Origin of the sequence: Nostoc sp. (assembly GCF_036919575.1) — a bacterium.
Taxonomy (GTDB): Bacteria; Cyanobacteriota; Cyanobacteriia; order Cyanobacteriales; family Nostocaceae; genus Nostoc.
Window position 1 is genome coordinate 26,047 of sequence record NZ_JBALBY010000005.1, and the last position, 25,168, is coordinate 51,214.

Consider the following 25,168-nt stretch of genomic DNA (forward strand, 5'->3'; position numbering starts at 1 on the left):
CAACGCAAACTTTATCTTTCAGTTTTTGAGAGTTTGTACCCCAGGATATGCCAGAATTTTGGCGTCAACAGTTAGTAACGGACAGCCGTTAATTCTGGCAGTGGCTACAATAACTTGATCAAATGGATCTCGGTGAAAACCTGTGAGTTTGGTTGATTCAACGATAATTTGAATTGTCAGTTCGAGTAGCTGCACTCCTGGATAAATTAAAGCTCCAGTTAACCACTCGTCAACTGGATAGGGTAGAGTTAGCTTGCCAATCTCTACCAATTTGGCAACTTCCCAACAGGACATAATGCTGACTCCTAACCCTTGGGGTTCATATTGTTGCAGCCAGTTCTGATGTTGTTTGGTTAGTTTTGCATCACCTTGAACCCACCAAACCCATATATGGGTATCCAGTATGATCATTGCAAGACTTCCCAATCTTCCAGAGGCACAGCAGGTTCAAAAGGATCGTCATAACGGTACGGTTGTTTGCCACGCAAAGGATACAAATTCGCTTCTTGGGGATGAGTGTGACTTTCTAGAATGATAATTTCAACTGCTTCCCCAGCCTGAAACGGTAAATCCTCAAGAATCAAGGTTCCGTTTTTAGTTAACTTTGTTTCAATTCGGTGTGCTTTCATAGTTACTTCATAAGATGCTTATTAGCAAATAGTACGTTCTGAGCAGTTTTCTTAATATTAGGATTTTGACTGGGAGAAGACGAAAGTGTTTTAATTGATGTCGCTATACTGCCATCCGCCTGTGCGTTGCAAGCAGCATTGTAGAGAAGTTATTGGTAATCGGCACTTCTAAGATTACAGAGTTGGGTACATCCAACTTCTGACTCACCAATTCAGTTAGTTTCTCTACTGCATTCATAATTGTGGTATTTGCTTGATTGCTGAGTGGTTTTTTTACGAACCGCCAAGGACGCAAAGCTGTGTAGCTGTGTAGGTTGGGTTGAGGAACGAAACCCAACATTTCCTGGGCTTTGTTGGGTTGCGCTTTGCTTAACCCAACCTACAATTTTTTTAACCGAATCGTATTGTAACGCACCCTACCAAAACACTAAAGGACTAGAAATTAATCAGGAGTTAGGAATAAATAACTCCTAACTCCTAACTCTTGTACAGACGCGATTAATCGCGTCTCTAATTTTTACAAAGCACAAGTCAACTCGCCGGCTTTTTGGCTAAAACGGTGATTCTCTCGATAATCTACGGGACAATCTATCACAGCTGGTACATCTTGAGCGAGGGCTTCTTTGAGTGTGGGAATCAAATCTAGAGCCGATTCAACTCGGTAGCCTTTTAAACCCATGCTTTCGGCGAATTTGACAAAATCAGGATTGCTAAAATGCACAAAAGATGAGTTTCCTTTGCCAAATTGATTTTCTTGCTTCCACTCAATTAACCCATAGCCACCATCATTGAAAACTATGGTGACAAAGGGTGTACCGACACGCAAGGCTGTTTCTAATTCCTGAGAATTCATCATAAAGCCGCCATCGCCTGTTACAGCAACGACTTTGCGCTGAGGATGAACAAGTTTTGCTGCTAAAGCGCCAGGAATGGCAATACCCATAGCTGCGAAGCCGTTGGAAATTATGCAAGTATTGGGACTATGGCAATGATAATGACGAGCCATCCACATTTTATGTGCGCCAACATCAGAGATGACGATATCATCTGGCCCCATCACTTGCCGTAAGTCATAAATTAACTTTTGCGGCTTAATAGGAAATCCGTCATCATGGGCATACTGTTCGTAATCAGCGCGAATCTCTGACCTTAAGCTGATGGCAAAGGGATCGGGTTTACCTTGTCTGTCTGCTAATTTTAAAATTTCATAAAGGGAATCTGAAATATCTCCCACGACTTCGGCGTTGGGAATATAACTACTATCAATCTCCGCCGGACTTACCCCAATATGCACAATGGGAATTTCACCATCACGATTCCATTTTTTCGGGGAAAACTCAATCAAATCATAGCCGATCGCAATTACTAAATCTGTGTTATCAAAGCCACAGGTAATAAAATCTCTTTGCTGTAATCCCACTGACCACAAAGCTAATTGATGTGTGTAGGGAATCACGCCTTTACCCATAAAAGTATTGGCAACAGGTATATTCAGCAAGGTGGCAAATTGCGTGACTGCATCACTTGCATGAGCGCGAATTGCCCCATTTCCGACTAAGATTAATGGGTTAACTGCTTGGCAAATGGCGGCGGCTGCTGCCCGAATGCTAGCAAAAGATGCATAGGTTTTTTCGCTATTATCCTTACGCAAAGGTTTGCCTTCGACGGGCATGGCAGCAATATTTTCTGGCAAATCGATGTGAACTGCACCAGGTTTTTCAGATTGCGATCGCTTAAATGCTTTCCGTACTACTTCTGGTGTAATACTCGGTCGCACAATCTGCTTATTCCACTTGGTAACAGGTGCAAACATTGCCACCAAATCTAAATATTGATGGGATTCAATGTGCATTCTATCTGTTCCCACTTGACCGGTAATCGCCACTAAGGGCGCACCATCCAGGTTAGCATCTGCTACCCCAGTCATCAAATTGGTTGCCCCAGGCCCAAGAGTAGAAAGACACACTCCGGCTTTTCCTGTTAGGCGTCCGTAGACATCGGCCATGAAAGCTGCACCCTGTTCATGACGAGTCGTAATAAATTTAATCGAAGAATGTTTTAGCGCTTCTAAAACGTGCAGATTTTCTTCGCCAGGGAGTCCAAAAATATATTGCACTCCTTCATTTTCTAGGCACTGCACCAATAATTCTGCTGTATTCATTTTATTTCCTAACTAGCAACGATATTGGGGAGTGGGGAGTGGGGAATGGGGAGTGGGGTTAAAACAGATAGAAGAATCTTCCTTGTTCCCCTCCCCTTTTCCCCTTCTTCCCCCTACTCCCTACTCCCTACTCCCCACTCCCGATCATTTAACCCACACGGTTTTAACATTGACAAACTCATGTATACCTTGGATACTCAATTCTCTGCCATATCCAGAACGCTTGATGCCGCCAAAGGGTAAGCTGGGATCTGATTTGACCATACCGTTGATAAACACGGCACCTGCTTCGATTTCCTCAACCAAGCGATCGCATTCTTGGTCGTTGGTTGTCCAAGCACTTGCACCTAAGCCAAAGGGTGAGTCATTAGCGAGTTTAATGGCAGCATCAATATCTGGAACGCGGAATAACAAGGCTACTGGGCCAAAGAATTCTTCTTTGGCAATTGGTGTGTCAGGTGGGATATCTATGATAATCGTTGGCGGATAAAAGTTCCCTGGACGATCTGATAAAGGATGTCCACCGGTGAGGACTTTACCACCACTGCTGATGGCGTTTTGCACTTGTTGATCTAAATCCTGGAGAATACCAGGAGTTGCCAGTGGGCCTAAATCGGTATCTGGTTGCATGGGATCGCCTACTTTCAGCGCCTGAAATTTTTCTAAAAGCAATTTTTCAAATTTGTCTGCGATCGCATCTGCGATAATAAAACGTTTGGCTGCAATACATGATTGCCCGTTATTCAACATCCGCGCTGTAGTAGCTGTGACAACTGCTGTCTCTAAGTCAGCACTTGCTAACACAATAAATGGATCGCTTCCTCCCAATTCCAAAACGGTTTTTTTAATTTGTTTACCGGCGGCGGCGGCGAGGGATGCGCCTGCGGGTTCACTTCCGGTCAATGTGGCAGCTTTTACGCGGTCATCAGCCATTAAATCGGCAACTTTAGCAGCGCCGATTAATAGGGTTTGAAAAGCACCTTCAGGAAAACCTGCGCGTCGGATAATCTCTTCAATTGCCAAGGCGCACTGAGGCACATTGGAAGCGTGTTTGAGTAAGCCGACATTTCCCGCCATTAGTGCTGGTGCCACAAAGCGGAACACTTGCCAGAAGGGGAAATTCCACGGCATCACCGCCAGAATTGCACCCATTGGTTGGTAGCGAACAAAACTATGGCTAGCATCGGTTTTTACTGAAACATCAGCTAGGAAACTAGGGGCGTGTTCGGCATAATAGCGACAAACGACAGCGCATTTTTCGACTTCAGCGATCGCAGCTTTCAAAGGCTTACCCATTTCCAGAGTCATCAACTTCGCAAATTCTGCTTTATCTTGCTCTAAAATATCAGCAGCCTTTTGCAGCCAGTGCGATCGCGTCAAAAAACTAGTCTGACGGTACTGTTCAAAAGCCTGATTAGCCAAATCGAGTTTAGCGGTAATTTCGGCATCATTGAGCGCCTCAAAGGTTTTAAAAGTTTCCCCAGTGGCGGGATTAATGGTGGCGATCGCCATTACCTGACCTCTCCTTAAAAAATAGCTTCAGGTAGCTTCCTAATGTTATACATATAAATTGAGGAAGCTACCATCCAAATTCTAGTCTTTTAGCCAAGAATTAGCTGCTGAATATTACAATTTCGCAATTATTGTTGAAATAAAAGATACCAATCGATAAGTATTAATAGTGATGAAGAAGAATTCAGAAGTCAGAATTCAGGAGTCAGAATCAATCAGTCGGGGATTAGGACCAGCGACTGATTGTTCGCGCTTGCGTCACGTAGTGAAGACCACCAAAAATTCTAGTTTTGTGGGGGTGCAAAAACGCCGATTATTCATCCGCTTTTTCGTACAGAATTCATTCTTGAATTCAATCAGTGGGGCATTCAGACCCATGCAAGCCATAGAGGAATTAAGCCATGACTCAAGTTTTACGCAAACTAGTTACATTTGATGAATTCGTTGCTAAATATCCAGATAACACTCTTAAACGTTACGAACTATATGATGGAGTAGTAGTCGAAATGCCCCAACCAACAGGCGACCATGAAGAGGTGATTGGATTTTTAGCCACAAAAATCACTTTAGAATATAGTCGCTTAAATCTTCGTTATTTCATCCCCAAAACAGTATTCGTCAAACCAGTTGAGAACGAATCTGCTTATTCCCCAGATGTCCTGATACTAAATCAGCCTAATTTAGTTAATGAACCTCGGTGGAAAAAAGAATCAACTGTTACTCAAGCAGCATCAATTCCTTTAGTAATTGAAGTGGTAAGTACAAACTGGCGTGATGATTATCTAAAAAAATACGCTGATTATGAACAAATGGGAATTCCTGAATACTGGATTGTCGATTATGCTGCATTGGGCGGTAGAGAATTTATTGGCAAGCCCAAACAACCTACTATTTTAGTTTGCTGTTTAGAAGAAGGTGAGTATCGCGTTAGTAAATTTCGAGGAGATGACCGCATCGAGTCGCCAACTTTTCCAGAGTTATATCTGACCGCAGAGCAAATTTTTCGCGCTGGCATAGTCAGCTAATTTTAGATTGACCAATGACTAATGACTAAGAGGGTGTTTGAAAAGTATTTAGTTGTGATTTTAGGCACTTCTAGATCCCCCCTAACCCCCCTTAAAAAGGGGGGAACCGGAATCAAAGTCCCCCAATTTATCGGGGGATTTAGGGGGATCTAGAACGTTTTGCTACCAAGAAGAGGACTTTTCAAACAACCTCTAATGACCAATGACCAATGACTAATGACTAATGACTAATGACCAATGACTAATGACTAATGACTAATGACCAATGACTAAATACTAATAAATGGATTAATAATTGTTGGCATTTGGTGCAATTGTGTCTTATAAACCTTAACTAATCGCTCAATACCTTTGAAACGATAATCTCCCATTTCCTCGAAGTCGGAGGGGTGTGAAAGCATTTGATGGGTGACTTCACTAATCACACATTCACCAGGGGGACAAACTGCTTCCATGCGAGCTGCAAGATTAATCGTCGCACCTAATGCCGTATAATCTACCCTTTGGGAACTACCGACATCTCCCACAACAGCCTTACCGCTATTAATTGCAATACGTAATTGTAGAGGTTCTTGCCAAAAATCATTGGCATTAAGATGTTCGAGACGATAGAGCATTCCCTTGGCAGCACTAACAGCGCGATCGGGGTGATCTGCTTGCGGTTCTGGAGCGCCAAAAAATGCCATAATACAATCGCCAATATACTTATCTAAAGTGCCGCCGTAACCAAACACTTCTTTTAGCATTTCTTCAAATAAATTATTTAATAGTTGAGCGATCGCAGTTGGTGTTAACCGTTCAGAAATTGCCGTAAAGCCAACCAAATCCGCAAACAAAATACTGATTTCGCTCTCGGCGGGAGCTAAACGACCACCCGGTAATCCGCCTACAGATATCAACTGCTGTACGACTGCTGGAGAATGATAACGTTCTAGTCGGTGACGAATCATCTCTTCAGTTTTGAGTTTCTCTACCAGTAGCCAACGCTGCACACTAGAAGCTACAAGGTTTGCTAAAGCTGAAAAAAAGCTGAGTTCTTCCTCGCCTTCATTTGCCCAATGGTAAGAAGAAAGATTGGCATCGGCATACAATACGCCCACAACTTTATTTTCATCCCATAAAGGCACCGCCATCGCGCTGCGAATGCCTTTGACCAAAATACTTTGTTCACTAGCAAACCGTTCATCTTGATGAGTATCAGCAGTTTGAATCACAACTTTTTCGTCAAATACCTTTTGACAGATGCTACGACTAATCCAACTCCCATCAGAGGGGAGATGTTTCTGCTCAGAAACATTTCTAGTGGCAGCATTCACTAACTCTAACTGGCCGGAACCATTGACATCAATTAATAATGCCAAACGTTCAATACTATCAAGGTAACGAAAAACGACTTGCTGCACCTGAGAAAAAATCTCTTCTATAGACGCCGCCGCACAGAGATTTTTGGCTATGTCTACTAAATCTTTGAGACGAGCAATGGTTTTGTCCTTATTATTATTGATGTCGCCATCTTTGCTATCAGCTGCGATCCATTGCTTTTGCAATTGTTCGACATTGTGAAGGATTGTTCTTTGCTCATTAATGTCCGAAGTTCCAAGATACTCAGGTGTGGATTGTGAAACAGGGCTTGTGAGCAGCACTACCAGGCTAACATTGCCCAGCCAAAGTACATCACCGTGATGTAACTCTTGGGCACCGTTAACAAGATATTTATTAACTTGCGTGCCGTTTTTGCTGCCCATATCCTCAATAGTCCACACACCGTCAGCCGTTTTCACCAGACGAGCATGGTTGCGGGATACTCCAGTAAAAGGTAAGTACAAGTTACATTCCGGCAAACGACCAATTGTAAATACATTTTGGTCAATTGCGATCGTTCTCTCGGTATCTCCCTCTTGTAGGCGTAGCGTCAGTTCAGTCATGAGTGTGATCCGATCCATCGAAGCTATAGGTGCAGGCAACTCTAAGTTAAGTTATACCCTACAGGTTAACCTTCACCTTGTCTTTATGACACTGTTAACTGCATTCCGACAACTATATGCGACAAATATTACATTTTTTCACGTAATTTTAGATTTTAAATTTTGGATTTTGGTGAAGCCGCGCGGTCTTTTCCCAAGGGGAGACGCTAAAATCCTTTGTCAATTTATTAGACCTCTTGCAAAAGTCGAACATCCACCCGAAAATAAATTTTCTTTTCTTATAGCTCTAGTCGGTTTAAACCGACTAATAACAGTAGTTTCAGTCCGTTTCAACGGACTTTTGCTATAAGAGAAGGACTTGAGTCCCTGGCGGTTCAAGTATTTTCGCAAGAGGTTTATTGAGTTGTGATTCTTCATGCCACTATCTGGGGTATCCACCAGCCTGAAAAATCTGTTCGGCGGTTAAATTCAATTCGATGAAAGTAGGTGAGAGGATGCGCTCGCTACCTCTAAATTGAGTAACTTCGTATTCACCATCGATTAATTGATAAATAGATATAGTAGGCTGTTTGGGGTTGCCAGTGAACTTTTTAGCGCCTAGACCGAGATAATCTACAACCCAATATTCAGGAATTCCAATACCCTCATACTTACCCAGTTTTGTGTAGTAATCATCATCCCAGTTGGTACTAACTACTTCCACTACTAAGGGGATTGACTCTGCAAGGCTTACAGTTGATTCTTTTTTCCATAGCGGCTCATTCACTAAATTAGGGCGATTGAGTAATAGCACATCTGGGGAATAACCAGATTCCGACTTAGTTGGTTTAATGAGCGCAGTTTTGGGGATTGTATAAGGTAAATTTAATCGGTCAAATTCTACTGTTAGTTTTCTTGCTATAAAACCAACAACGTCTTCATGCTCTCCCGTTGGTTGTGCCATTTCAACAATCACGCCTTCATGTAATTCATATCTTCCACCTTCGGGTCGCCACGCTGCAAAATCTTCAAAGGTTACTAGTTTGGGTATGGCTTGAGTCATAAAGCAGGAGTCAGAATACAGAATTCAGAATTCAGAATACACTACCCATAAAGCCCAAAGTCGGAGCGGCGGCTTCCGCCGTTCGCGTAGCGTCTCCGTAGGAGATTCTGAACTTTGTAAGACAGGGATAGAGTTTTAAGGTGAGAATATTTTAATTTTTTTCGCCCACCCTTCGGGCACGCTCAGGGCATCGCCAGGGGCGAGGTTTTAACTAATATTCATCACCCACTCGTACAGAATTCATACGCTCATTCTGACCGGAGGCGGAGCGTCTCCGGCTCCGCTCCTGAGTTCTGAATTCTTCTTATAAATTGTCTACCTGAGATTGCTCTTTTCAATGTAAAATCCTTGCATTGTGTCACCCTGATTTAATTGGGCGGTAATTCCAAACTAAGTTCACCCAACAAACCCTTGCGAAAATCTGTTAAAAGTTGCCTTGCAGCTCGCTCTATATCACCTTTGTAACGATGCTCCGCTAAGGCGTGCAAATAGATATCTCCGGTGTCTGATATCGAATCGAGTTGGTAGCGGGACTGTAATGGTTTTTTCGGTAACAAATCTGTAGCTACAGCTTCCAAATAGTTGAGTAAATCCACTAGGGCTGCTGCTACTAGCTGATTATCGTAAGATGCTTCGCCGATATCATCACAAATAGCTAATTTCAAGGCTGCGTCTTGGTCTTCCAATCTTAGAGGGATGACACCAGGAGCATCTAGCAATTCCAAATGTTCGGAAATTCGTACCCAACGTAGTTGGCGAGTTACCCCAGGACGGGCTGCACTTTCCACTACTCGCCGTCCCAACAGACGGTTAATCAAAGCTGATTTACCGACATTGGGAAAACCAATCACCACAGCCCGCACTGGACGGGGTAACATCCCGCGATCGCTTCTTCTTTGATTTAGTTCTACCCCGGCGGCTTGCGCTGCCCGCGCCACTTCTGCTATACCTTTACCATGTTGAGCGTTGGTAAAATAAGGGACTTCTCCTTGACGTTTAAACCAATCTATCCACAGCGATCGCATTTGCGGCGTAATCATATCTACTCGGTTAAGTATCAACACCCGTGTCTTACCCTCTACCCACTCCCCGATTTGGGGATGGTGAGTCGCTAAGGGAATCCGGGCGTCTCGTACCTCAAACACCACATCTACGCGCTTCAGCTGTTCTTTGAGCTTCCTTTCAGCTTTCGCAATGTGACCTGGATACCATTGAATCAGGTTTAATCTATAATTTTGAGTTATGGACATAGTTTATTATTAAATACCAATTACTTATTATCGCCAATAAAAGTGAGTGGGGAGTGGGGAGTGGGGAGTGGGGAGTGGGGAGTGGGAGAATAATAACTCACGCCATCTGCGACTTTCTCTCAAACCTAACCCCCAACCCCTTCCCTACTAGCGTTGGGGAGCAAAAATCAAAGCCTCTCGACCCTTCGGGGAGAGGAATGGAAGCGGGGTTCCAAGAATAAGTCGCACATCGCGCTAGCTCCAAACTCCAAACTCCAAACTCCAAACTCCAAACTCCAAACTCCAAACTCCAAACTCCAAACTCCTAACTCTCTTTGCCTTGATGTAAAATCAGGCGGTTGCCATCAGGGTCATAGGCATAAATTTCTCTGCCGTGGTCAGCAATGGAAATGTTTCCTGACGGGGGATAGCCCAAAGCAGTTAGATGAGCGATCGCATCTTCTAAGTTACTCACCTCTAAACACAAACTTATCTTACTTTTGGTGTAGACACAAAGGGGCTTGTCGTTAGATATCGCTTCAAATTCAGATTCGTTTGTGTTCTTTGGTTTAAAAATACCTAATCGCATACTAACTAAATTAAACTCAGCATAGACATTTGGAATTAAAATAACTGGCTTTTGCTCCAGCAATTTACTATAGAAATTCACTAACTTTTCGTAACTGATCGATGCTATGGTGACAAATGCATTAGTGTACTGGAAAACCATATTTACCTATCGCCCTTTGAACTGCGTTATCGCAGAACTTGAGAAGTTGTCAGAAGAAGAACAAAATGCGTCACCGAACAGCCCGTCGTAGATATCCCTTCTCGTCTTCTAGCTGAACTGGAACGAGAAAAAGTTACAAAATGTGCGAAAAAATTATCCCAAAACAGCTGATCGGGCAACTTTGACAAATAAATACACATCATCACGCTGATATTTCAACTGAAATTCTTGATTATTTTTCAGTTGATTTACCAAGCTAGCAGCAAACTTCTGATTACTTGACCTGCGAGGATGACGGACATTCAGCAATACATAATTAAAAGCATTTAAATCAGCAGGTGGGGAATCGGCATTTGTAAACATAACTAATTTTCGATTGCTTAAATGCGGAGAAATTTCTGCTGTGGTGTAAACACTTCCTTTAGTTTGAATCTGGGCGATCGCTTGTTTTGTAGCTTGCCAAGTATCTATAGATTCTAAGTATCTGCCCCCAAAATATGTAAATTTTGCCAGACTCAAAAACGCCACCAATGACCACAGGATAATCGCTCTTTTATTTTGTAGCCATCCTCTACCTGCGGCGAGACTAGATATTACAGCCAACAACAGGAATGGTAGTGCTGGAATAGAGTACTGATATATCAAGTCTTTTTGAGGTTGGTAATCAGCTAGAATGTTGAGCGCTAAACAAGGAATAGCTCCTACCAAAGGTTTTATTCCTTGTGGGGAAAGCCCCCAAATCACAGGTGCTAGCAGCAGAACCAAATATCCCAAGTTATCCAGTGAAAAAAGCTTTCCTAAAATAAGTCCTGGCTGAAACACTATATTTTTTGCAATGTCTAGAACTGAATTACCTAAATAGCTGTAACGTACCATTGCTGTTGCTTCTGCACTGTTGAAAAAAGGAATAATTACCTGAGTAGCAATCAGAAACCAGGCGACACCAGCACAAAGAGCGATCGCACCATATAAAAGCCGCTTTTCAAACAAAAGTAACCAAACTCCCATTCCAACAACGGTGAGCGACAATACCTCCTTACATCCCAAAACGAGGAAAATACTTAAACAAAACCACCCTACCTGACCTAACCGTGCTGCTAAAACCGCCGTCAATAGTAGTGGTAAAGCTATCACTTCCGGGTGAAAATCAAATAAATTGGCGTTAAACACCAACGGATACAAGAGATACACAAATGCGATCGCTATTGCTTGCTTTTCCTTTAGTCCAGCTTGACGGGCTAGATACCAAGTCGGCAAAGCGCCTAATGCCAAAGCAGCTGCCTGCACAGCAAATAACCAGTAAACACTGGGGTATATTTTATACAATAAAGCCAAAGGATAGAATATCCAAGCAGCATGATCGCCGAGAATATGAAAACCCATGAAAGAACTAATAGGCGGTTGCCCTTGACTAATTAAATAGACCGCCTGGTCAAAAATTCCTAAGTCACAAGCGGTTGATTGAAATAACTCGTGTCGTAAGCTGCTGCACCCAAACAAAATTAAGGCACTCACGCCAATTATCAAACCAAGATAACCATGCTGATTCAGTTTTTTCGTCATCCTATCAAAAAAGTATCCATCGTGAGTATTTTAGAGACATAATTAGCAATATTATTCACTACCATAATCAGCCCTAAATGTACCGCCCAAATATTGTAAAACTATTCACAAAAAGAACGGTCATATTCCGAGAAAAAGAATGGTTATTTAGCCTACTGGTAATATCTCTAGTTCTATGGCTGATATTTTTGGGAAACTCCCCTTTACGAGATTGGGATGAAGCTATTGTGGCACAGGTTGCCCGTGAAATTTGGCGTGCCCCGCTTGGTTCAATGCATTGGCTTTATCCCACCTTGGGAGGTGAACCTTATCATAATAAGCCACCCCTGATGCACTTGCTAATAGCTTGGACTTACTCCATCGGAGGCGTGAATGAGTTGACAACACGTTTACCGGGTGCAGTGTTAACTGCTTTGGGAGTGCCTTTACTTTACTTGGTGGGATGTTTGCTTTTTAACCAAAGTTTACCAGCTTTGTTTGCCGCTTTAGTTTACCTGACGATGTTGCCTGTGGTGCGTCACGGACGGCTAGCAATGCTAGATGGTACAACTATTACCTTTTTCTTGCTGTTGTTGTTTTGTTTGCTAAAAGCACGTCAGAATCGTCGGTATGCTCTAGGTGTGGGATTTTGTCTAGGGTTAATCACTCTAACTAAAGGGATGATAGTTTTGCCGCTAGGAGCGATCGCTTGTTTATTCCTGATTGCAGATCGGCAGTTTGCTTTGTTAACAAGCCCTTATTTATTAGTGGGAATGTTTTTCGGAAATGCACCTGCGATCGCTTGGTTTGCTGCTCAATGGCAACATTATGGCAGTAATTTCTTCCAAGTGAATTTTCAAGCACAAACCTTTGAGCGCCTTACACAATCTGTTGAAGGTCATAGTGGGCTTCCCTGGTACTATTTAATTGAGTTAATTAAATATAGTTCTCCTTGGCTATTATTTTTACCAGGAGGTTTTTTTCTAGCTGGGAAAAAACGTCATACTACCTGGGGTCGCCTAATTCTTATTGGGACAATTGTTTACTTAGTAACTATCTCTTTAATGAAAACTAAACTCCCGTGGTATGTTATGCCTGTATATCCATTTTTAGCTTTGGCAATTGGTGCTAAACTTAGCGAAATTTGGCAATATGGTCATTTTAGGGTGCGGAGTTGGACAATATTTCTGGCTATTATTGCTATTGCTGGTTTAGGAGGTTGTGTTTACTTTATTATTGCCAATAAAGAGCCTATTTTAATAGTCATGAGCATTGTTTTGGCAATAAGTATGGCCACCACAGCATGGCTAGTTAAACAGCGCGATCGCAACTTTATTCCAGTGTTATTTTCTGGGATGTACTTAGTTTTAGCACTGTTAATGAGTTCGCAATCATGGATTTGGGAATTAAAGGAAGCTTTCCCAGTTAAACCAGTAGCGGACTTAATTCGGGCAAATGTTTCACCAGGAACCCAAATTTATACTTCTTTTGCTTATGGGCGTCCTAGTTTAGACTTTTATAGCGATCGCAAGGTAACTGCCGCAACTGTGCCAGTTTTACAACAAATGTTATCTAATAAATCTTATTTACTATTAGACAATGTGGCTTTACAGCAAATCAATTTAACTGGGAGTAAAATTATCGGAACAGCTAAAGGATTTACACTGATTTCACCATAAGTTAAAGATGTGGGAAATATTACTTTTTTCACCTTACAGCTATTTTCAGGTAAATAGACCACGCAGTAGGGGCACAGCATTGCTGTGCCCCTACGACAGATGTGGTTCAAATAGATGATTTCCGCTGTAATTAATTTATCAAAACAGAATAAAGACATCAGTCGTCAGAATTCAGCATGAATTTTGAATTCAAAAACGGTCATGGTGCTACGATCCTTCGTTCGTGACTTGAACAGTGGATTGACTAGATTGGGCTAGATAGATACCCACTAAAACTACGGCAAAAGTCAGCCAGTCAAACAAACTTACTTCTTCTGAAAAAATGAACCAAGCAAAAATCGAGGACAGGACTGGATTTAGGAGAAGGGTAACGGCGACAACTCCTGACGAGAGTCTACTGAGGCTATAAGTTACAAGTCCCTGACCTAACACTTGGCAAAAGAGAGCTTGAAAAATGATCAAAAACCAACCTGTCCAAGAATAGGGAAACAATCTCTCTTCAATGAATGGGAGGACAGGCAACAGAAATATTGTAGTTACTCCACAGCGCCAGAGCATTATGGTTGCGGTAGTAAATCGGGCTTGCAGTCGTTCTATCAGCAGCAGATACGTGGCGATAAAAATCCCACTGAGAAATGCTAGCGCATCACCAAGTATTTGGTCACTCGCAAATTGCATCTTATGAAGTTCAAAGGCGATCGCTCCTAAAAGCGCCATAACCAGACCAATAATAAATCTATGATCGAAGCGCCGACCAAATAACAGATACCCAGCCGCAGCAACGAATAAGGGATTCAAATTAGACAGTAAAGCCACGTTAGCAACGCTAGTTTGACTCAGCGACCAAGCCCACAACAGCAGGGAAATCGTTGAAGCAGTTCCCATTGCTAACAATAGCCACACGTCCTGTTTTGTAAAAGGCTTCTGTTCTATAGGTTGATGATCAGATTGTTGGCGGCGCAAAGCCTCAAGTCCATTCCACAACCCAAAGACGACTGCGGCGATCCAACTACGATGAAATCCGATGGCATTTGCACCAATTTCTTGTTCGCACAATTTTGCCAGAGATGGTGCTAAAGATAGGGGAATTAGGGCAAAAAATAATGAGACAGTTCCCAGGAAAGCTGGTGTTTCGGAGAATTGTTGCTTTAGTAATGACAGTTTGATCGTCATACTTTTAACGAAAGTGTTAACTATACTTTTGACTGATTCCTGGAACGGGTAATTAACAGCACCTTGGCTAGATACGGCTAAGTATAAACCGATTAAAACTAGAGCGAAACCTAACCAATTTGAGCAAGTTAATTTTTCCGAAAATATTACAAGAGCGAAAATGCCGCTAAATACTGGCTCTAACAGATGCACCAAGGAGACAACTACAGAGGAAAATGTGGCAAGGCTATAGGTCAAAAGCCCATGACCTAAAACTTGACAGATCAGGGCTAGGGAAATCACCCAAAGCCACCCACTGACTGTAGAGGGGAAAACCTGATCTTGAGTGAACAAAAGTATGGGGAAGATGACTAGAGCCGCGATCGCACAGATCCACAACTGGATTGTGGCCGGAGAAAATTTGGTTCGTAATTTTTCTACGATCAGTAGGTATGCACTCAAGAAAATTGCCGAAACGATCGCAGCCAAGCTTCCTTGACCTTCCTCTGTGGCGATTTGCAGTTCCTCAAATTCAATGGCGATCGCTCCCCCAAGTGCGATCGCCATCCCAATCAGGAATTGCTTCTCAAAACCCTGACGAAATAATAGCCACACTCCTAAGCTAGTAGATATGGGCGCAAGATTATGTAAGACACTAGAGATTGCGACGCTAGTTTCAGTCAGCGACCAAGCTAAAAAGACTAAAGTAGCAGCCCAAAAAATACCGCCACCAAGTAATAGCCACAGATCCTCACTGGTGTACGGCTGCTGTTCTACAGGTTTCTCTAAGGAAAGTCGTTGACATATCGCCTTGTATCCATACCAGAGCAAAAAGACCACACTACCAAGCCAAAGGCGATTAAATACAGTGGCATTCGGGCTGAGTTCAGTTTCGCTCAATCTCACGAAAATAGAGCCAAAAGATATAGCACCTACACCTAGAAATAATAAAGCAAGGGCTATCTTCGTTTGATTGGATACATTCATTAGGAAATTTAAATTCAACTTCTTACCAATAAGGGACTTCCAAAGAATGAATTACTCAACAAAAATCAAGAGTTCACGCTTAAAAATAATCATAATTATTCTTAATAAAAAGACCCGGATTTCTCACTCCTATTCTCAAAGCCTTACAAAACCAAGATTCAAGCTTTTCACACTTTATCAAAAATATCCAAAATATAGTCTGAGTATAAGCAGCTGAGGTCGCCTAATCCCATTTAGGACTTACGCAAAATATCTCTCAAACTCTGATTTCTCCGTGTCCTCCGTGCCTCTGCGGTTCGTTATTCCGTAACTCGTGCGTAAGTTCTACCATTGAAAAATTGAGTGCTTTCAAATCCCCTTAAATCCCATACCAGTTTCTACCTCTTGTTCTGCTTGAGTAGAATCCACCTCAGAAAACGCGACTTTGCCAGAAGTCTGTTGCATTTTACCAAGTTGACTCAAAAAGAGGCCAACTAAAATAACACTACCGCCGATATATTGAGGTAAAGTGGGAGCCTCACCCAAAATTAAATAAGCTGCGACAATACCCGCAATTGGAGTAAACGAGCCAATCAAGGAAGCCGCAGATACAGTGGAAGTTCTCAAGCCTTTAATCCAGAATGACTGACCTACCACCACAATCAGTCCACCATAAAGGAACATCCACCGCCACAGAAACGGTGAGAGTACATCAGCAAAATGGTCACTACCGTAAAGCGCTAAAGCCAAAAAGAAAAAGATTACGGTTCCCAAAGCAGTACGAAAGATACTGTAAATCCCTAAAGGGATCTCTGAGAGGTATTTTTTGCCAATAATTGTGGAAACAGCTACAGCCACAGATCCTACTGCTACCAGAACTTCTCCCAAGCCTAGTTGTAAACCTCCCATATTCATCATGGCTTCGCTTGGAGACTGAAGGAGAATAGTTAGAGTAACGCCAACAAAAGCGACAACTGCCCCGATAAACTCCCAAAGACTTACTCGTTCTTTTAACAACCAAACTGATAAAGCCAGAGTTAGAGGTAGTTCCAAGCGTCCCACTAAAATGACATTATTGACATTGGTAAGTGCCAGTGCTTGGAAAATTAAGCCCGGTGCGATCGCTCCTGATAAGATAGCTACTGCTGTTAGACTAACCCAATCCTTTCTTGACAGTTGTTTTAAAGTAGCTTTGTTCCACTGTCGTCCATAGATTAGGATCAAAAGCATTAAGGCACAAAGGTTTCCCACAAATAAAACATTACACAAAGAAATCGGATTACGACCACCGATAAAGTGTTGGGCACCAATTTCTGTGAGCTTGCGAGTCACTGCACTAGAGGCTCCAAAAATGAGGATTGCTAGCCAGAGATATGTTTGTCCAGAAATTCTGTGGATTGGGCGATGTCGCCTTTTGGGTCTAGTCACAATAACACCATTACAATGAAGGTATTGCTCATTATTCTAAGTTGCTCTTATTCAGTTAAAAATGAGGTTTCGCTGAGAGAAGGCTGAAATTATCTAAACAGAATTCAGGAGGAGCCAGTGCGGTCTTGGGGTTTCCCAAAGTGGAGCAACTGGCGTTCAGGAGTCAGAATACAGGAAAGGTATTCTGTACGAGTGGCAGATTTCGGCATGACACTTCGGCTTTGCTCAGTGCAAAGACGCTCGGTCGAACGCTAAATAACCCTGGACTTGCTGAAGTATTGATTATGAATTCTCCATTCTCCATTCTCCATTCTGCATTCTGAATTCTGAATTCTGAATTCTGAATTCTATTCTTCTTCAATGTGCGGCTTTGACATCCGATTAGTTGCTGAGAAAATGCTGAGAATTAACTAAATTTTATCAAAGAATAAATTAATCAAAATTATGGCTTAGTTTCAATAAGTTCTCAGTGCCAAGTGGGATAGTTTGGGTGTTCGGGATACTTAATAGGAGCCACAGATGAAACTCGCACCCTTAATCGCAACTATTGCCTTTGCTGGTTTTTTAACGGTTTGGGAAGCACCATTGAAAGTAATCAATCCTGCATTAGTTCAGGCATCAGCTCAAGAGTTGTCTGTAAATCAGAAAATAGCATTACTGACTAAAAGTAAGGGTCAAATTGGTAGTGGCGATCAGCTGCGTCGTTTCTTTTTTGGGGATTTGGAGCCAATCGGTATCCAGCCAGGTGGAGCAGGTCATGTAGTTAACCTTTACAACAAAGCCAACGATGTCACATTCTCTTACTGTTCAACCTATGATGTAATTGTCGCCGTTAAGAAAGGTAAGGTGGCTAAGTTTGAACCCAGTGAAGTGAAGTAACTTAGCAATCATCAAATGTTCAAGTTGGGCGCTGAAAATTTGAGAACTGGCATCTCAATACAATTGCTGTATCGCCTAATTAGCTGAATAAAAAGACCTCTAAGAGCTTTTACGACGTCAAATCTTCCCTCTCCGACTCGGCTACGGTGTACACACAAGTCATCGAATTACCCAAAACAAAAACCTCACCCTGTCCTGACGGACATCCCTCTCCTTGTTAAGGAGAGGGAGAAAAACAAAACAAAAACCTCACCCTGTCCTGACGGACATCCCTCTCCTTGTTAAGGAGAGGGAGAAAAACAAAAGAAAAACCTCACCCTGTCGTGACAGACATCCCTCTCCTTAGTAAGGAGAGGGACAGGTTTTGCTACGCAAAACCAGGGTGAGGTTTCTTTAGACTATTCGATAAACTGTAAATATCGAACTCACCTAACCAACCCAGCGCTCTTGGGCAAATCCTACAGCTATTTTGGCTAGTAATGTCACAAAGGCGCCCAATATCAAATATCCCTGACGAGGATGGCGAGATAGCAGCAAACCAATGGCTATATTCAAAGGCACAATACCGTAGGCCAGACGGCTCAAGGAGATGGTACCCCCAGAAGCTAGTAGCAAACCAATACCACAAAAGCCATAAATAACTGTAACTGGGGTCAGTTGCGTGTGTAAGCGCCACAACATATAGCCACCACCCAAGACCATGAACAAGTTGAGCAAGTTATTGATCCACTGTTCGCTCGCCAGAATCAACAAAAATAAGACTAAAGCATAAAAGCCATAGAATAATTTTACAGAACTAAAACGTTGACGAAAACGCCATAAAAGAGAGCCACTGGCAACGATCGCACCAACTAACAAGAGATACCAGGGGTCTTGAATCCCCCCAGAGGAGTTTTGAACCCAGCCATATCGCCAATTTTTTCTGCCAACTGCAATTTGCATCAGCATATTTAACCAACCCTGCCAATCAAACCCTAGAGTTGGTCGCCATCCCCGTTGTGCTTCGATAAAAGCTAAAGGGTTGCCAAAATAAATCGCACAATACAAACTGAATAGAAGTACGCCAATAGCGGTAGTCAAACCAGCTATATAGGCTATGGGTGGTCGGCGTTCTTTCCAGGCTGCGATCGCTAATGCTGGAATTAGTGCCATACCTGTAGGACGTGTTGCTGTCGCCATCGCGCCCCAAAGGGCAGTCCAGCCATACTGCTTTTGATCAAACGCCCGCAAAGTCGCCGTACTCAAAAATAAATACAGCCCCTCTGTGTAAATCACCCCCGTAAACATGGACGATGGATAGCAGGAAACTACAGCAGTAACCCAATGTGCTGCACTAATGCCATAATTATCTCTAATCCAAAAGTACAAACAGTAAAGCGCTGCGAAAAATGCCAAGTTGTTGACTAGCGTACCTGCTAATTCAAACGGTAAGCCCAACTTCATCAAAAGCCAGATGCTTAAGGGAAACAAGGGAAAGAAGGCGAGATTATGTTGCTTGCCGTCATTCACAAATTCATAGCCAGAAGTTGCGATCGCTCGATAATGTATACTATCCCAGGCATCAAAAACGCCCCAGCCAAAAGGGGGCAAAAAATCTTCTGCTGGTAACGGTAGTTTTGGCGCAACCAGCAACATGGCAGTCCAGATGAATATTCGGCTAGCAAGCCATATTGCTGCTGGAAACAGGAAATCATTTTTCCATAAAACTTTTTTTATAAGTATCTGAACTTTGACCATAAGGTTGAGTGTTTCAACAAACTCCTTTATGCATCCTTTCACTTATGGCTGCAACACAGCAATTTATGAGTAATCTTTTGCATATTAAATCCTCCACCAACATAATTAACAAACTGGACAAATCGCCAACTACTTGAAATTATTTCCTATTTGGTTACTTTTGCCAATTTTCTCGGAATTTATCATTAAAAATATAGTATTTATAAATACAACTTTTGTCTAGTTATATAAATTGAGCAACTTTAGGGCGTGTTTTAAAAGTCGATGAAATAGTTTAGGGCTTACGCAGTGTGCAAAATAAACACTTGTGTATACAGTCCAAACTTCACAAATTTCCCGGCGATGATGTCCTTTCTCGATACGTTTGTCATAACTGACAACACCACCAATTAAAAACCCCGCAGTCACACAAGACGCTACGGGGTACTAAGGTAGGCTGTTGACTTTGGCTATTTTTCGGGAGTTTTCCGAAAAATTATTTATGCTGGTTTCTGCTTGTATGAAAGCGCCTGCAACACAAATTTTTACGCCAAAACAAAAAACACAGATTTTGCATGAAATCTTGTGGGCTAAAGGGTACAGAGTCAACAGCCTAGTACACTTGTGGCAAGTATAAATTCTATTTCATTGGTTGTCACCCTATAGGTAGGTTTGGTGAATCAAAGGAAATGCCGTCTTTTGGTGTAGATAGTGCTACAACTTCAGAACCTGCAATGGTAATGAAGTTGTAAAAAAAGCTTTCTCCAGGAGTAGTTTCAATTTTCCTCGGAGAGACTCCGCCATATGAAGAATCAGAATCATACAAGACAGTTACTTTTCGTTCGGGAATGTTTAGTGTTACTGTATCTCCCGGTAACAAGAATGAGAATGGTTGTAGTGTACCTGCTTGTATTACCTGTCCAGACGCTCCGAGAATACTGAATTGTATCCCTGAACGGACATTCCTGTTTTTGAATGTGTAGGTAGCACCTCCGCTCATTTTTTCCGCAGTTTGATCACTTAGTTCTTCATAGAAATTCAAATTCGCGTATTTCATGGATCTACCTCAATCGAAGTTATCTTTAATGGAAAGGTCTGATGATGGCGTTTTTTAATTAAATGCCTACACAAATAATTAAGTAAGTTTTAGTTCACTATCTCTGTACTGTCATTCTCTACGACGATTTTTAGTTTTTATGCACTGAGAATAGAAAGTTTTTTGGAGAATCTGTAAAATCCTTACGCAGTAAGGAATTAGGTTTTGACTGTATGGCTGTATAATTGAATGACTTTTCACGTCATGTGGAAAAGCCCACGCTACTCCTTTGCGTCAATGTATCGATTATAGTGATTGCTGTAATTAAAGAGTCCCAAGCAATTTATAGTGGGAGTTGTCTGTAAATCCTTAAGCAATTGTGAAAGCGATTACTCTCGTTGGTTCTACTGGTTCTATTGGTACTCAGACTTTAGATATTGTCACTCAGTACCCAGATCAGTTTCGGATTGTGGGATTGGCTGCTGGGCGCAATGTCGAAATGTTCGCTGCTCAAATTCGGCAGTTTCGACCGCAAATTGCTGCAATTTGTTCAGAAGAGAAATTACCAGCACTCAAAGAAGCGATCATTGACCTCGATCCTCAACCGATTCTACTCGCAGGTGACGCCGGAGTCATAGAAGTCGCTCGTTACGGCGATGCTCAAACCGTTGTCACGGGGATCGTTGGTTGTGCGGGTTTGCTACCCACGATCGCAGCTATTGAAGCTGGTAAAGATATTGCCTTAGCGAACAAAGAAACCCTGATTGCTGGGGCACCTGTGGTTCTACCCCTAGTCGAAAAACATGGTGTAAAATTACTCCCAGCCGATTCCGAACATTCCGCAATATTTCAATGTCTCCAAGGTGTGCCAAAGGGAGGCTTACGGAAAATTTTGCTGACTGCATCTGGTGGGGCTTTCCGAGACTGGGATGTAGAAAGGTTAGCAGATGTCACCGTTGCTGATGCCCTCAAGCATCCTAATTGGTCGATGGGGCGGAAAATCACAGTAGATTCTGCTACTTTGATGAATAAAGGACTGGAAGTAATTGAGGCTCACTTTTTGTTTGGGTTGGATTATGACGATATCGAAATTGTCATTCATCCCCAAAGCATTATTCACTCGCTGATTGAACTGCAAGATACTTCAGTTTTAGCCCAACTCGGTTGGCCGGATATGCGCTTACCGTTGCTGTATGCTCTATCTTGGCCCGATCGCATCTACACCAACTGGGAACGACTAGATTTAGTCAAAGCGGGAAATTTAACCTTCCGTGAACCAGATCACCAGAAGTATCCTTGTATGCAGTTGGCTTATGCTGTGGGTAAAGCTGGTGGTTCGATGCCAGCTGTGTTGAATGCCGCCAATGAGCAAGCTGTGGCTTTATTTTTATCAGAAAAAATTCGGTTTTTAGATATTCCCCGGTGTATCGAATCCGTGTGCGATCGCCATCAAAACGATAACCGTGCTAATCCCTCTTTAGATGACATTTTGGCAGCAGATAAATGGGCAAGACAAGAAGTTTTAACAGCGACTGAAAAGTTAGAAACTCACTCGCGGATAATTTCTCTGCGATAAAACAGGAGTCAGAATTCAGAATTCACCAATTGTGAATACTCTACCCATAAAGGGATAGAGTTTTAAGGCGAGAATATTTTAATTTTTTTCGCTTGACTTCGGGCGAGGTTTTGACCAATATTGATCACCCACTCGTACAGAATTCATACGCTCATTCTGACCGGAGCTAAGAGGTTGTTTGAAAAGTCCTCTTCTTGGTAGCAAAACGTTCTAGATCCCCCTAAATCCCCCGATAAATTGGGGGACTTTGATTCCGGTTCCCCCCTTTTTAAGGGGGGTTAGGGGGGATCTAGAAGTGCCTAAAATCACAACTAAATACTTTTCAAACACCCTCTAACGGAAACGTCTCCGGCTCCGCTCCTGAGTTCTGAATTCTTCTTATAAAAACCTTCAGTTCAGATTGGACTGAGGATTAGAAATTGATGCCTAGTGCCCAATGTCTAATCCCCAGCCTCTAATCCAATTAATATGGAAATCATTTCTCCTAATTGCAAAGACGTACTCGACGAACTACAATTAAACTCTATTGAAGATAGTCAAACAATTTTGGATTTTAGATTTTAGATTTTAGATTGAAAAGAGCAATCAAGTCAGGGGCAAGTCAAGTAATTTACGATGTTTGGATTTTAGATTTCTTCTCGCGTTTAAATTCGCTTGCTCTGAGACATGCATTAAATTTTGCGGAAAGTTGCGTGGGCGGCTCTGCCGACTTGAGCAAACTTTCCAAGACGGATTTTGAATCTTCAATTCCATTTTCCAAAATTTAAAATCTAAAATTCGGTCAGTGGCTTCCGGATCAGCCATAAATTTTATGTATATCTATAATTTATCTACCAATAAAAATTAAAAACCTTTACAAAACTTTTGCAAAAAAAGCGGTAGATCACATAAATAATTATCTGATTTGTAGTTAGAATATCCCCAGGCTAATTATCACAAAAAGCCCCATTCTAGCGGATATTAAAAATTGGGTTTAGCATCTTTTATACCAGTGATTGTTAGCAAAACAAAAACTTACCCTTTCTGAATAAACCCACTCTCAGACAAGGGCAATTATTAAGGAATTAATCTATATGATTGCTACGCTGATTGTAGCTTGGATCGTCTTCATAATATTGTGGAAGTTGCTGAAAGCAACCTTGAGTAGTGCATTGACTATTGCCGCAATCCTTGTTTTATTAAATATTGGTTTTGGCATTACTCCCCAAGATATTTGGCATTACGTAACGCAGTTTGCTCAAAATCTGTCGCAGATTCAAAGTAGCAAGTAAAAATCTATACTTGACTTTGGCTAATGATATAGGAATCCGGTTTGATTTATGAAAAAAATTAGGTATAGCGGTTCTCGTTTACGTGAGGTACAGCCGTAGGGGCACGGCACTGCCCATTGGTGTCAACTTAACGTGAAAGCCAGCCTAGAACCAGCTTTTAGCAGATTATCTCGTTATCTCGTTCCCAGTCTCCGACTGGGAATGCCCCTCATTGAGGCTCCGCCTCTCTTCCTGGCGGCAGAGCCACCAGGATCTGCATTTCCAGCCAGAGGCTGGAAAGGAGGTTTTAAAGGGGTTTGGGCTTAAGTTGACACGCATGGGCAGTGCCGTGCCCCTACACCTCGCAATATAATGTTGTACCGCATCTGAGTGGGAACCGCTATATTGTCGGGTGTGTTAACGCCCAGAGTACGGCACCAAATCCTTATAAATGGTGCCGTACTCTCGCAGCTACACACCTAAAGAGTCTTTTCAAAAATCAAATAGGAACCCTCTTTCTTGGTTAATTATTATTGAATGCTGAAATCTTGGCTAATGCATCCTTAACACTCGCCGGTAACTGACGCATAATCTTGCCTCTTTCGCGATCTAAAGCTACTAATGTCACCTTGGCAGTGACGTATAATTGTTGTCCATCAGTTGAGACAATGGCATAATCCCAATTGATTCGGACACCAGTCACCTCAGCCATACGCGTTTTTACCACCACTGCCATACCCAATTGAATTGAACGGTGATAGCGCACCGACAGTTCTACAACTGGTAAATCGCAACCGATAGCGACTAAATCAGCAAATTCAATCCCTATAGATCGCAAGCATTCAATCCGCGCTTCTTCCATCCAAGCTAGATAGGAACCGTGCCAGACAAGACCTGCATAGTCAGTGTGGTGGGGTTGCACTCTGATCGGATATTTAAACCAATTCGCAAATTCATGACTTGATGGATTGTCAAGGGCGCTGGTTGGTGGTAGTTTTGGTTGGCTGGGTTTTTCTTCTGACATCTTCAATTTTCTCAGCACCGATAAATTTTCCAAATCATTCAATAGCAGCGACGAAAACCCAGCGCTGAATATTTTAGCGGTATATCTAAGTACGGTGGGACACACCGAGATTAGCGCTTGGGGAGAGAACGACCTCTAGAAAAAATCTGGCAACAGCTTTAGCTATCCCAGAATCACTGTACCCCAAATAGATGATTATATAATTGTGCTTAGGTGTTGATTGTTCCCACCTCTGCCAGAGGATGACTTTTTCTTTTCTTGTGGCTGATGTATAAATTGCAAGATTTGATAATAGCGATCGCTACTACAAAAATTCTAGACATAATTAATGAAAACTGCGATCGCATTTTGATGAAATTTTGGGAAAAGAGCAGCGTCTAACTACCCAAACTCGACTTGGGTGTATTTTAACGCCTTCCACTTAAAAGCTTAAAATCTGGCTTGTGAGGTTTTGGCAGATACAAAAAAATCTGCGATGGGCTAGCCACGAGCCAATCACTTAAAATAATCAAATAGGTAAGAGCGATCGCTAACTAAGCCACCATTATCAATTACCGATATTGAACCTCGCATGACTAGAAGTCACGCGATTCCTACTTCATCGACAAGCGCCTGAGAATTCCCAGGTCTTACCTCATCTCCATAGGGGTTTTGAGCATCCCTAGCA

The 25,168-nt window shown here is 42.3% G+C and carries 22 protein-coding genes; 6 read left to right on the forward strand and 16 right to left on the reverse strand.

All coding sequences use genetic code 11. The features are described 5' to 3' along the window. Positions 1-18: 18 nt before the first annotated feature. The 5 genes from V7K27_RS01890 to V7K27_RS01910 all read right to left on the reverse strand — a co-directional run bounded on the left by V7K27_RS01890 (position 19) and on the right by V7K27_RS01910 (position 4,302). The gene (locus V7K27_RS01890; RefSeq protein WP_334943764.1) at positions 19-411 is read right to left on the reverse strand and encodes a type II toxin-antitoxin system VapC family toxin; all 393 of its coding nucleotides are present in this window, start codon (positions 409-411) and stop codon (positions 19-21) included. Next, positions 408-629 (reverse strand): hypothetical protein, encoded by a 222-nt coding sequence (locus tag V7K27_RS01895; RefSeq protein WP_229456196.1) that lies wholly within the window; start codon positions 627-629, stop codon positions 408-410. Before V7K27_RS01895 ends, V7K27_RS01890 begins: the two co-directional genes overlap by 4 nt. Positions 630-732: 103 nt before the next feature. Next, on the reverse strand, positions 733-969 hold the full coding sequence (locus V7K27_RS01900) for a hypothetical protein (protein WP_334943766.1): 237 nt from the start codon (positions 967-969) through the stop codon (positions 733-735). 177 nt (positions 970-1,146) lie between these two features. Beyond that, entirely contained in the window at positions 1,147-2,790 is a 1,644-nt protein-coding gene (locus V7K27_RS01905) for an acetolactate synthase large subunit (protein ID WP_334943768.1), read from the reverse strand. A gap of 144 nt (positions 2,791-2,934) precedes the next feature. Then, the gene (locus V7K27_RS01910) at positions 2,935-4,302 is read right to left on the reverse strand and encodes an NAD-dependent succinate-semialdehyde dehydrogenase (protein WP_334943770.1); all 1,368 of its coding nucleotides are present in this window, start codon (positions 4,300-4,302) and stop codon (positions 2,935-2,937) included. Positions 4,303-4,703: 401 nt separating this feature from the next. Here V7K27_RS01910 and V7K27_RS01915 point away from each other — a divergent pair, with 401 nt between their 5' ends. Next, positions 4,704-5,327 carry a Uma2 family endonuclease gene (locus V7K27_RS01915; RefSeq protein WP_334943772.1) on the forward strand — a complete coding sequence of 208 codons (624 nt, stop codon included), beginning with the start codon at positions 4,704-4,706 and terminating at the stop codon, positions 5,325-5,327. 269 nt (positions 5,328-5,596) lie between these two features. Here V7K27_RS01915 and V7K27_RS01920 read toward each other — a convergent pair whose 3' ends face one another. The 5 genes from V7K27_RS01920 to V7K27_RS01940 form a co-directional block, all read right to left on the reverse strand. After that, positions 5,597-7,252 carry an adenylate/guanylate cyclase domain-containing protein gene (locus tag V7K27_RS01920; protein WP_334943774.1) on the reverse strand — a complete coding sequence of 552 codons (1,656 nt, stop codon included), beginning with the start codon at positions 7,250-7,252 and terminating at the stop codon, positions 5,597-5,599. A gap of 421 nt (positions 7,253-7,673) precedes the next feature. Then, positions 7,674-8,294: a Uma2 family endonuclease gene (locus V7K27_RS01925; protein WP_334943776.1), complete on the reverse strand. Its 621-nt coding sequence runs from the start codon at positions 8,292-8,294 to the stop codon at positions 7,674-7,676. Positions 8,295-8,662: 368 nt separating this feature from the next. Continuing rightward, positions 8,663-9,544 (reverse strand): ribosome biogenesis GTPase YlqF, encoded by an 882-nt coding sequence (ylqF, locus tag V7K27_RS01930; RefSeq protein ID WP_334943777.1) that lies wholly within the window; start codon positions 9,542-9,544, stop codon positions 8,663-8,665. 304 nt (positions 9,545-9,848) lie between these two features. Beyond that, positions 9,849-10,253, reverse strand: a complete 405-nt coding sequence (locus V7K27_RS01935) for a VOC family protein (protein WP_334943779.1) — start codon at positions 10,251-10,253, stop codon at positions 9,849-9,851. Positions 10,254-10,406: 153 nt separating this feature from the next. Next, positions 10,407-11,816, reverse strand: coding sequence for a DUF2079 domain-containing protein (locus V7K27_RS01940; protein WP_334943781.1), 1,410 nt, complete (start codon positions 11,814-11,816; stop codon positions 10,407-10,409). A 77-nt stretch (positions 11,817-11,893) separates the two neighbouring features. On the opposite strand from V7K27_RS01940, the gene V7K27_RS01945 reads away from it, so the two are divergent. After that, positions 11,894-13,474 (forward strand): ArnT family glycosyltransferase, encoded by a 1,581-nt coding sequence (locus tag V7K27_RS01945; RefSeq protein WP_334943783.1) that lies wholly within the window; start codon positions 11,894-11,896, stop codon positions 13,472-13,474. Positions 13,475-13,681: 207 nt separating this feature from the next. Here the strand turns inward: V7K27_RS01945 and V7K27_RS01950 are convergent, their stop codons facing one another. Both V7K27_RS01950 and V7K27_RS01955 read right to left on the reverse strand, forming a co-directional pair. Continuing rightward, on the reverse strand, positions 13,682-15,613 hold the full coding sequence (locus V7K27_RS01950) for a DMT family transporter (RefSeq protein ID WP_334943785.1): 1,932 nt from the start codon (positions 15,611-15,613) through the stop codon (positions 13,682-13,684). Positions 15,614-15,961: 348 nt separating this feature from the next. Further along, complete coding sequence (locus V7K27_RS01955) at positions 15,962-17,020, reverse strand: DMT family transporter (protein ID WP_334943787.1); 1,059 nt, start codon at positions 17,018-17,020, stop codon at positions 15,962-15,964. A 519-nt stretch (positions 17,021-17,539) separates the two neighbouring features. Here V7K27_RS01955 and V7K27_RS01960 point away from each other — a divergent pair. Further along, positions 17,540-17,899, forward strand: a complete 360-nt coding sequence (locus tag V7K27_RS01960) for a hypothetical protein (RefSeq protein ID WP_334943789.1) — start codon at positions 17,540-17,542, stop codon at positions 17,897-17,899. A 429-nt stretch (positions 17,900-18,328) separates the two neighbouring features. Here V7K27_RS01960 and V7K27_RS01965 read toward each other — a convergent pair whose 3' ends face one another. Both V7K27_RS01965 and V7K27_RS01970 read right to left on the reverse strand, forming a co-directional pair. Next, a complete protein-coding gene (locus V7K27_RS01965) occupies positions 18,329-19,636 on the reverse strand; it encodes a mannosyltransferase family protein (RefSeq protein WP_334943790.1) in 1,308 nt (435 codons plus the stop codon). 634 nt (positions 19,637-20,270) lie between these two features. Next, positions 20,271-20,672 (reverse strand): hypothetical protein, encoded by a 402-nt coding sequence (locus V7K27_RS01970; RefSeq protein WP_334943792.1) that lies wholly within the window; start codon positions 20,670-20,672, stop codon positions 20,271-20,273. A 358-nt stretch (positions 20,673-21,030) separates the two neighbouring features. Between V7K27_RS01970 and dxr the strand changes: the two genes are divergently transcribed. Beyond that, positions 21,031-22,227, forward strand: a complete 1,197-nt coding sequence (gene dxr, locus V7K27_RS01975) for a 1-deoxy-D-xylulose-5-phosphate reductoisomerase (RefSeq protein ID WP_334943794.1) — start codon at positions 21,031-21,033, stop codon at positions 22,225-22,227. Positions 22,228-22,812: 585 nt separating this feature from the next. Here dxr and V7K27_RS01980 read toward each other — a convergent pair. Beyond that, positions 22,813-23,031, reverse strand: a complete 219-nt coding sequence (locus tag V7K27_RS01980; RefSeq protein WP_334943796.1) for a hypothetical protein — start codon at positions 23,029-23,031, stop codon at positions 22,813-22,815. A gap of 269 nt (positions 23,032-23,300) precedes the next feature. Here V7K27_RS01980 and V7K27_RS01985 point away from each other — a divergent pair, with 269 nt between their 5' ends. Together V7K27_RS01985 and V7K27_RS01990 are read left to right on the forward strand one after the other, a co-directional pair. Further along, the gene (locus V7K27_RS01985; protein WP_334943798.1) at positions 23,301-23,498 is read left to right on the forward strand and encodes a hypothetical protein; all 198 of its coding nucleotides are present in this window, start codon (positions 23,301-23,303) and stop codon (positions 23,496-23,498) included. A 132-nt stretch (positions 23,499-23,630) separates the two neighbouring features. Then, positions 23,631-23,804, forward strand: a complete 174-nt coding sequence (locus tag V7K27_RS01990) for a hypothetical protein (RefSeq protein ID WP_334943800.1) — start codon at positions 23,631-23,633, stop codon at positions 23,802-23,804. 196 nt (positions 23,805-24,000) lie between these two features. On the opposite strand, the gene V7K27_RS01995 is transcribed toward V7K27_RS01990, so the two are convergent. Beyond that, the gene (locus V7K27_RS01995) at positions 24,001-24,501 is read right to left on the reverse strand and encodes an acyl-CoA thioesterase (RefSeq protein ID WP_334943802.1); all 501 of its coding nucleotides are present in this window, start codon (positions 24,499-24,501) and stop codon (positions 24,001-24,003) included. Positions 24,502-25,168: the final 667 nt, after the last annotated feature.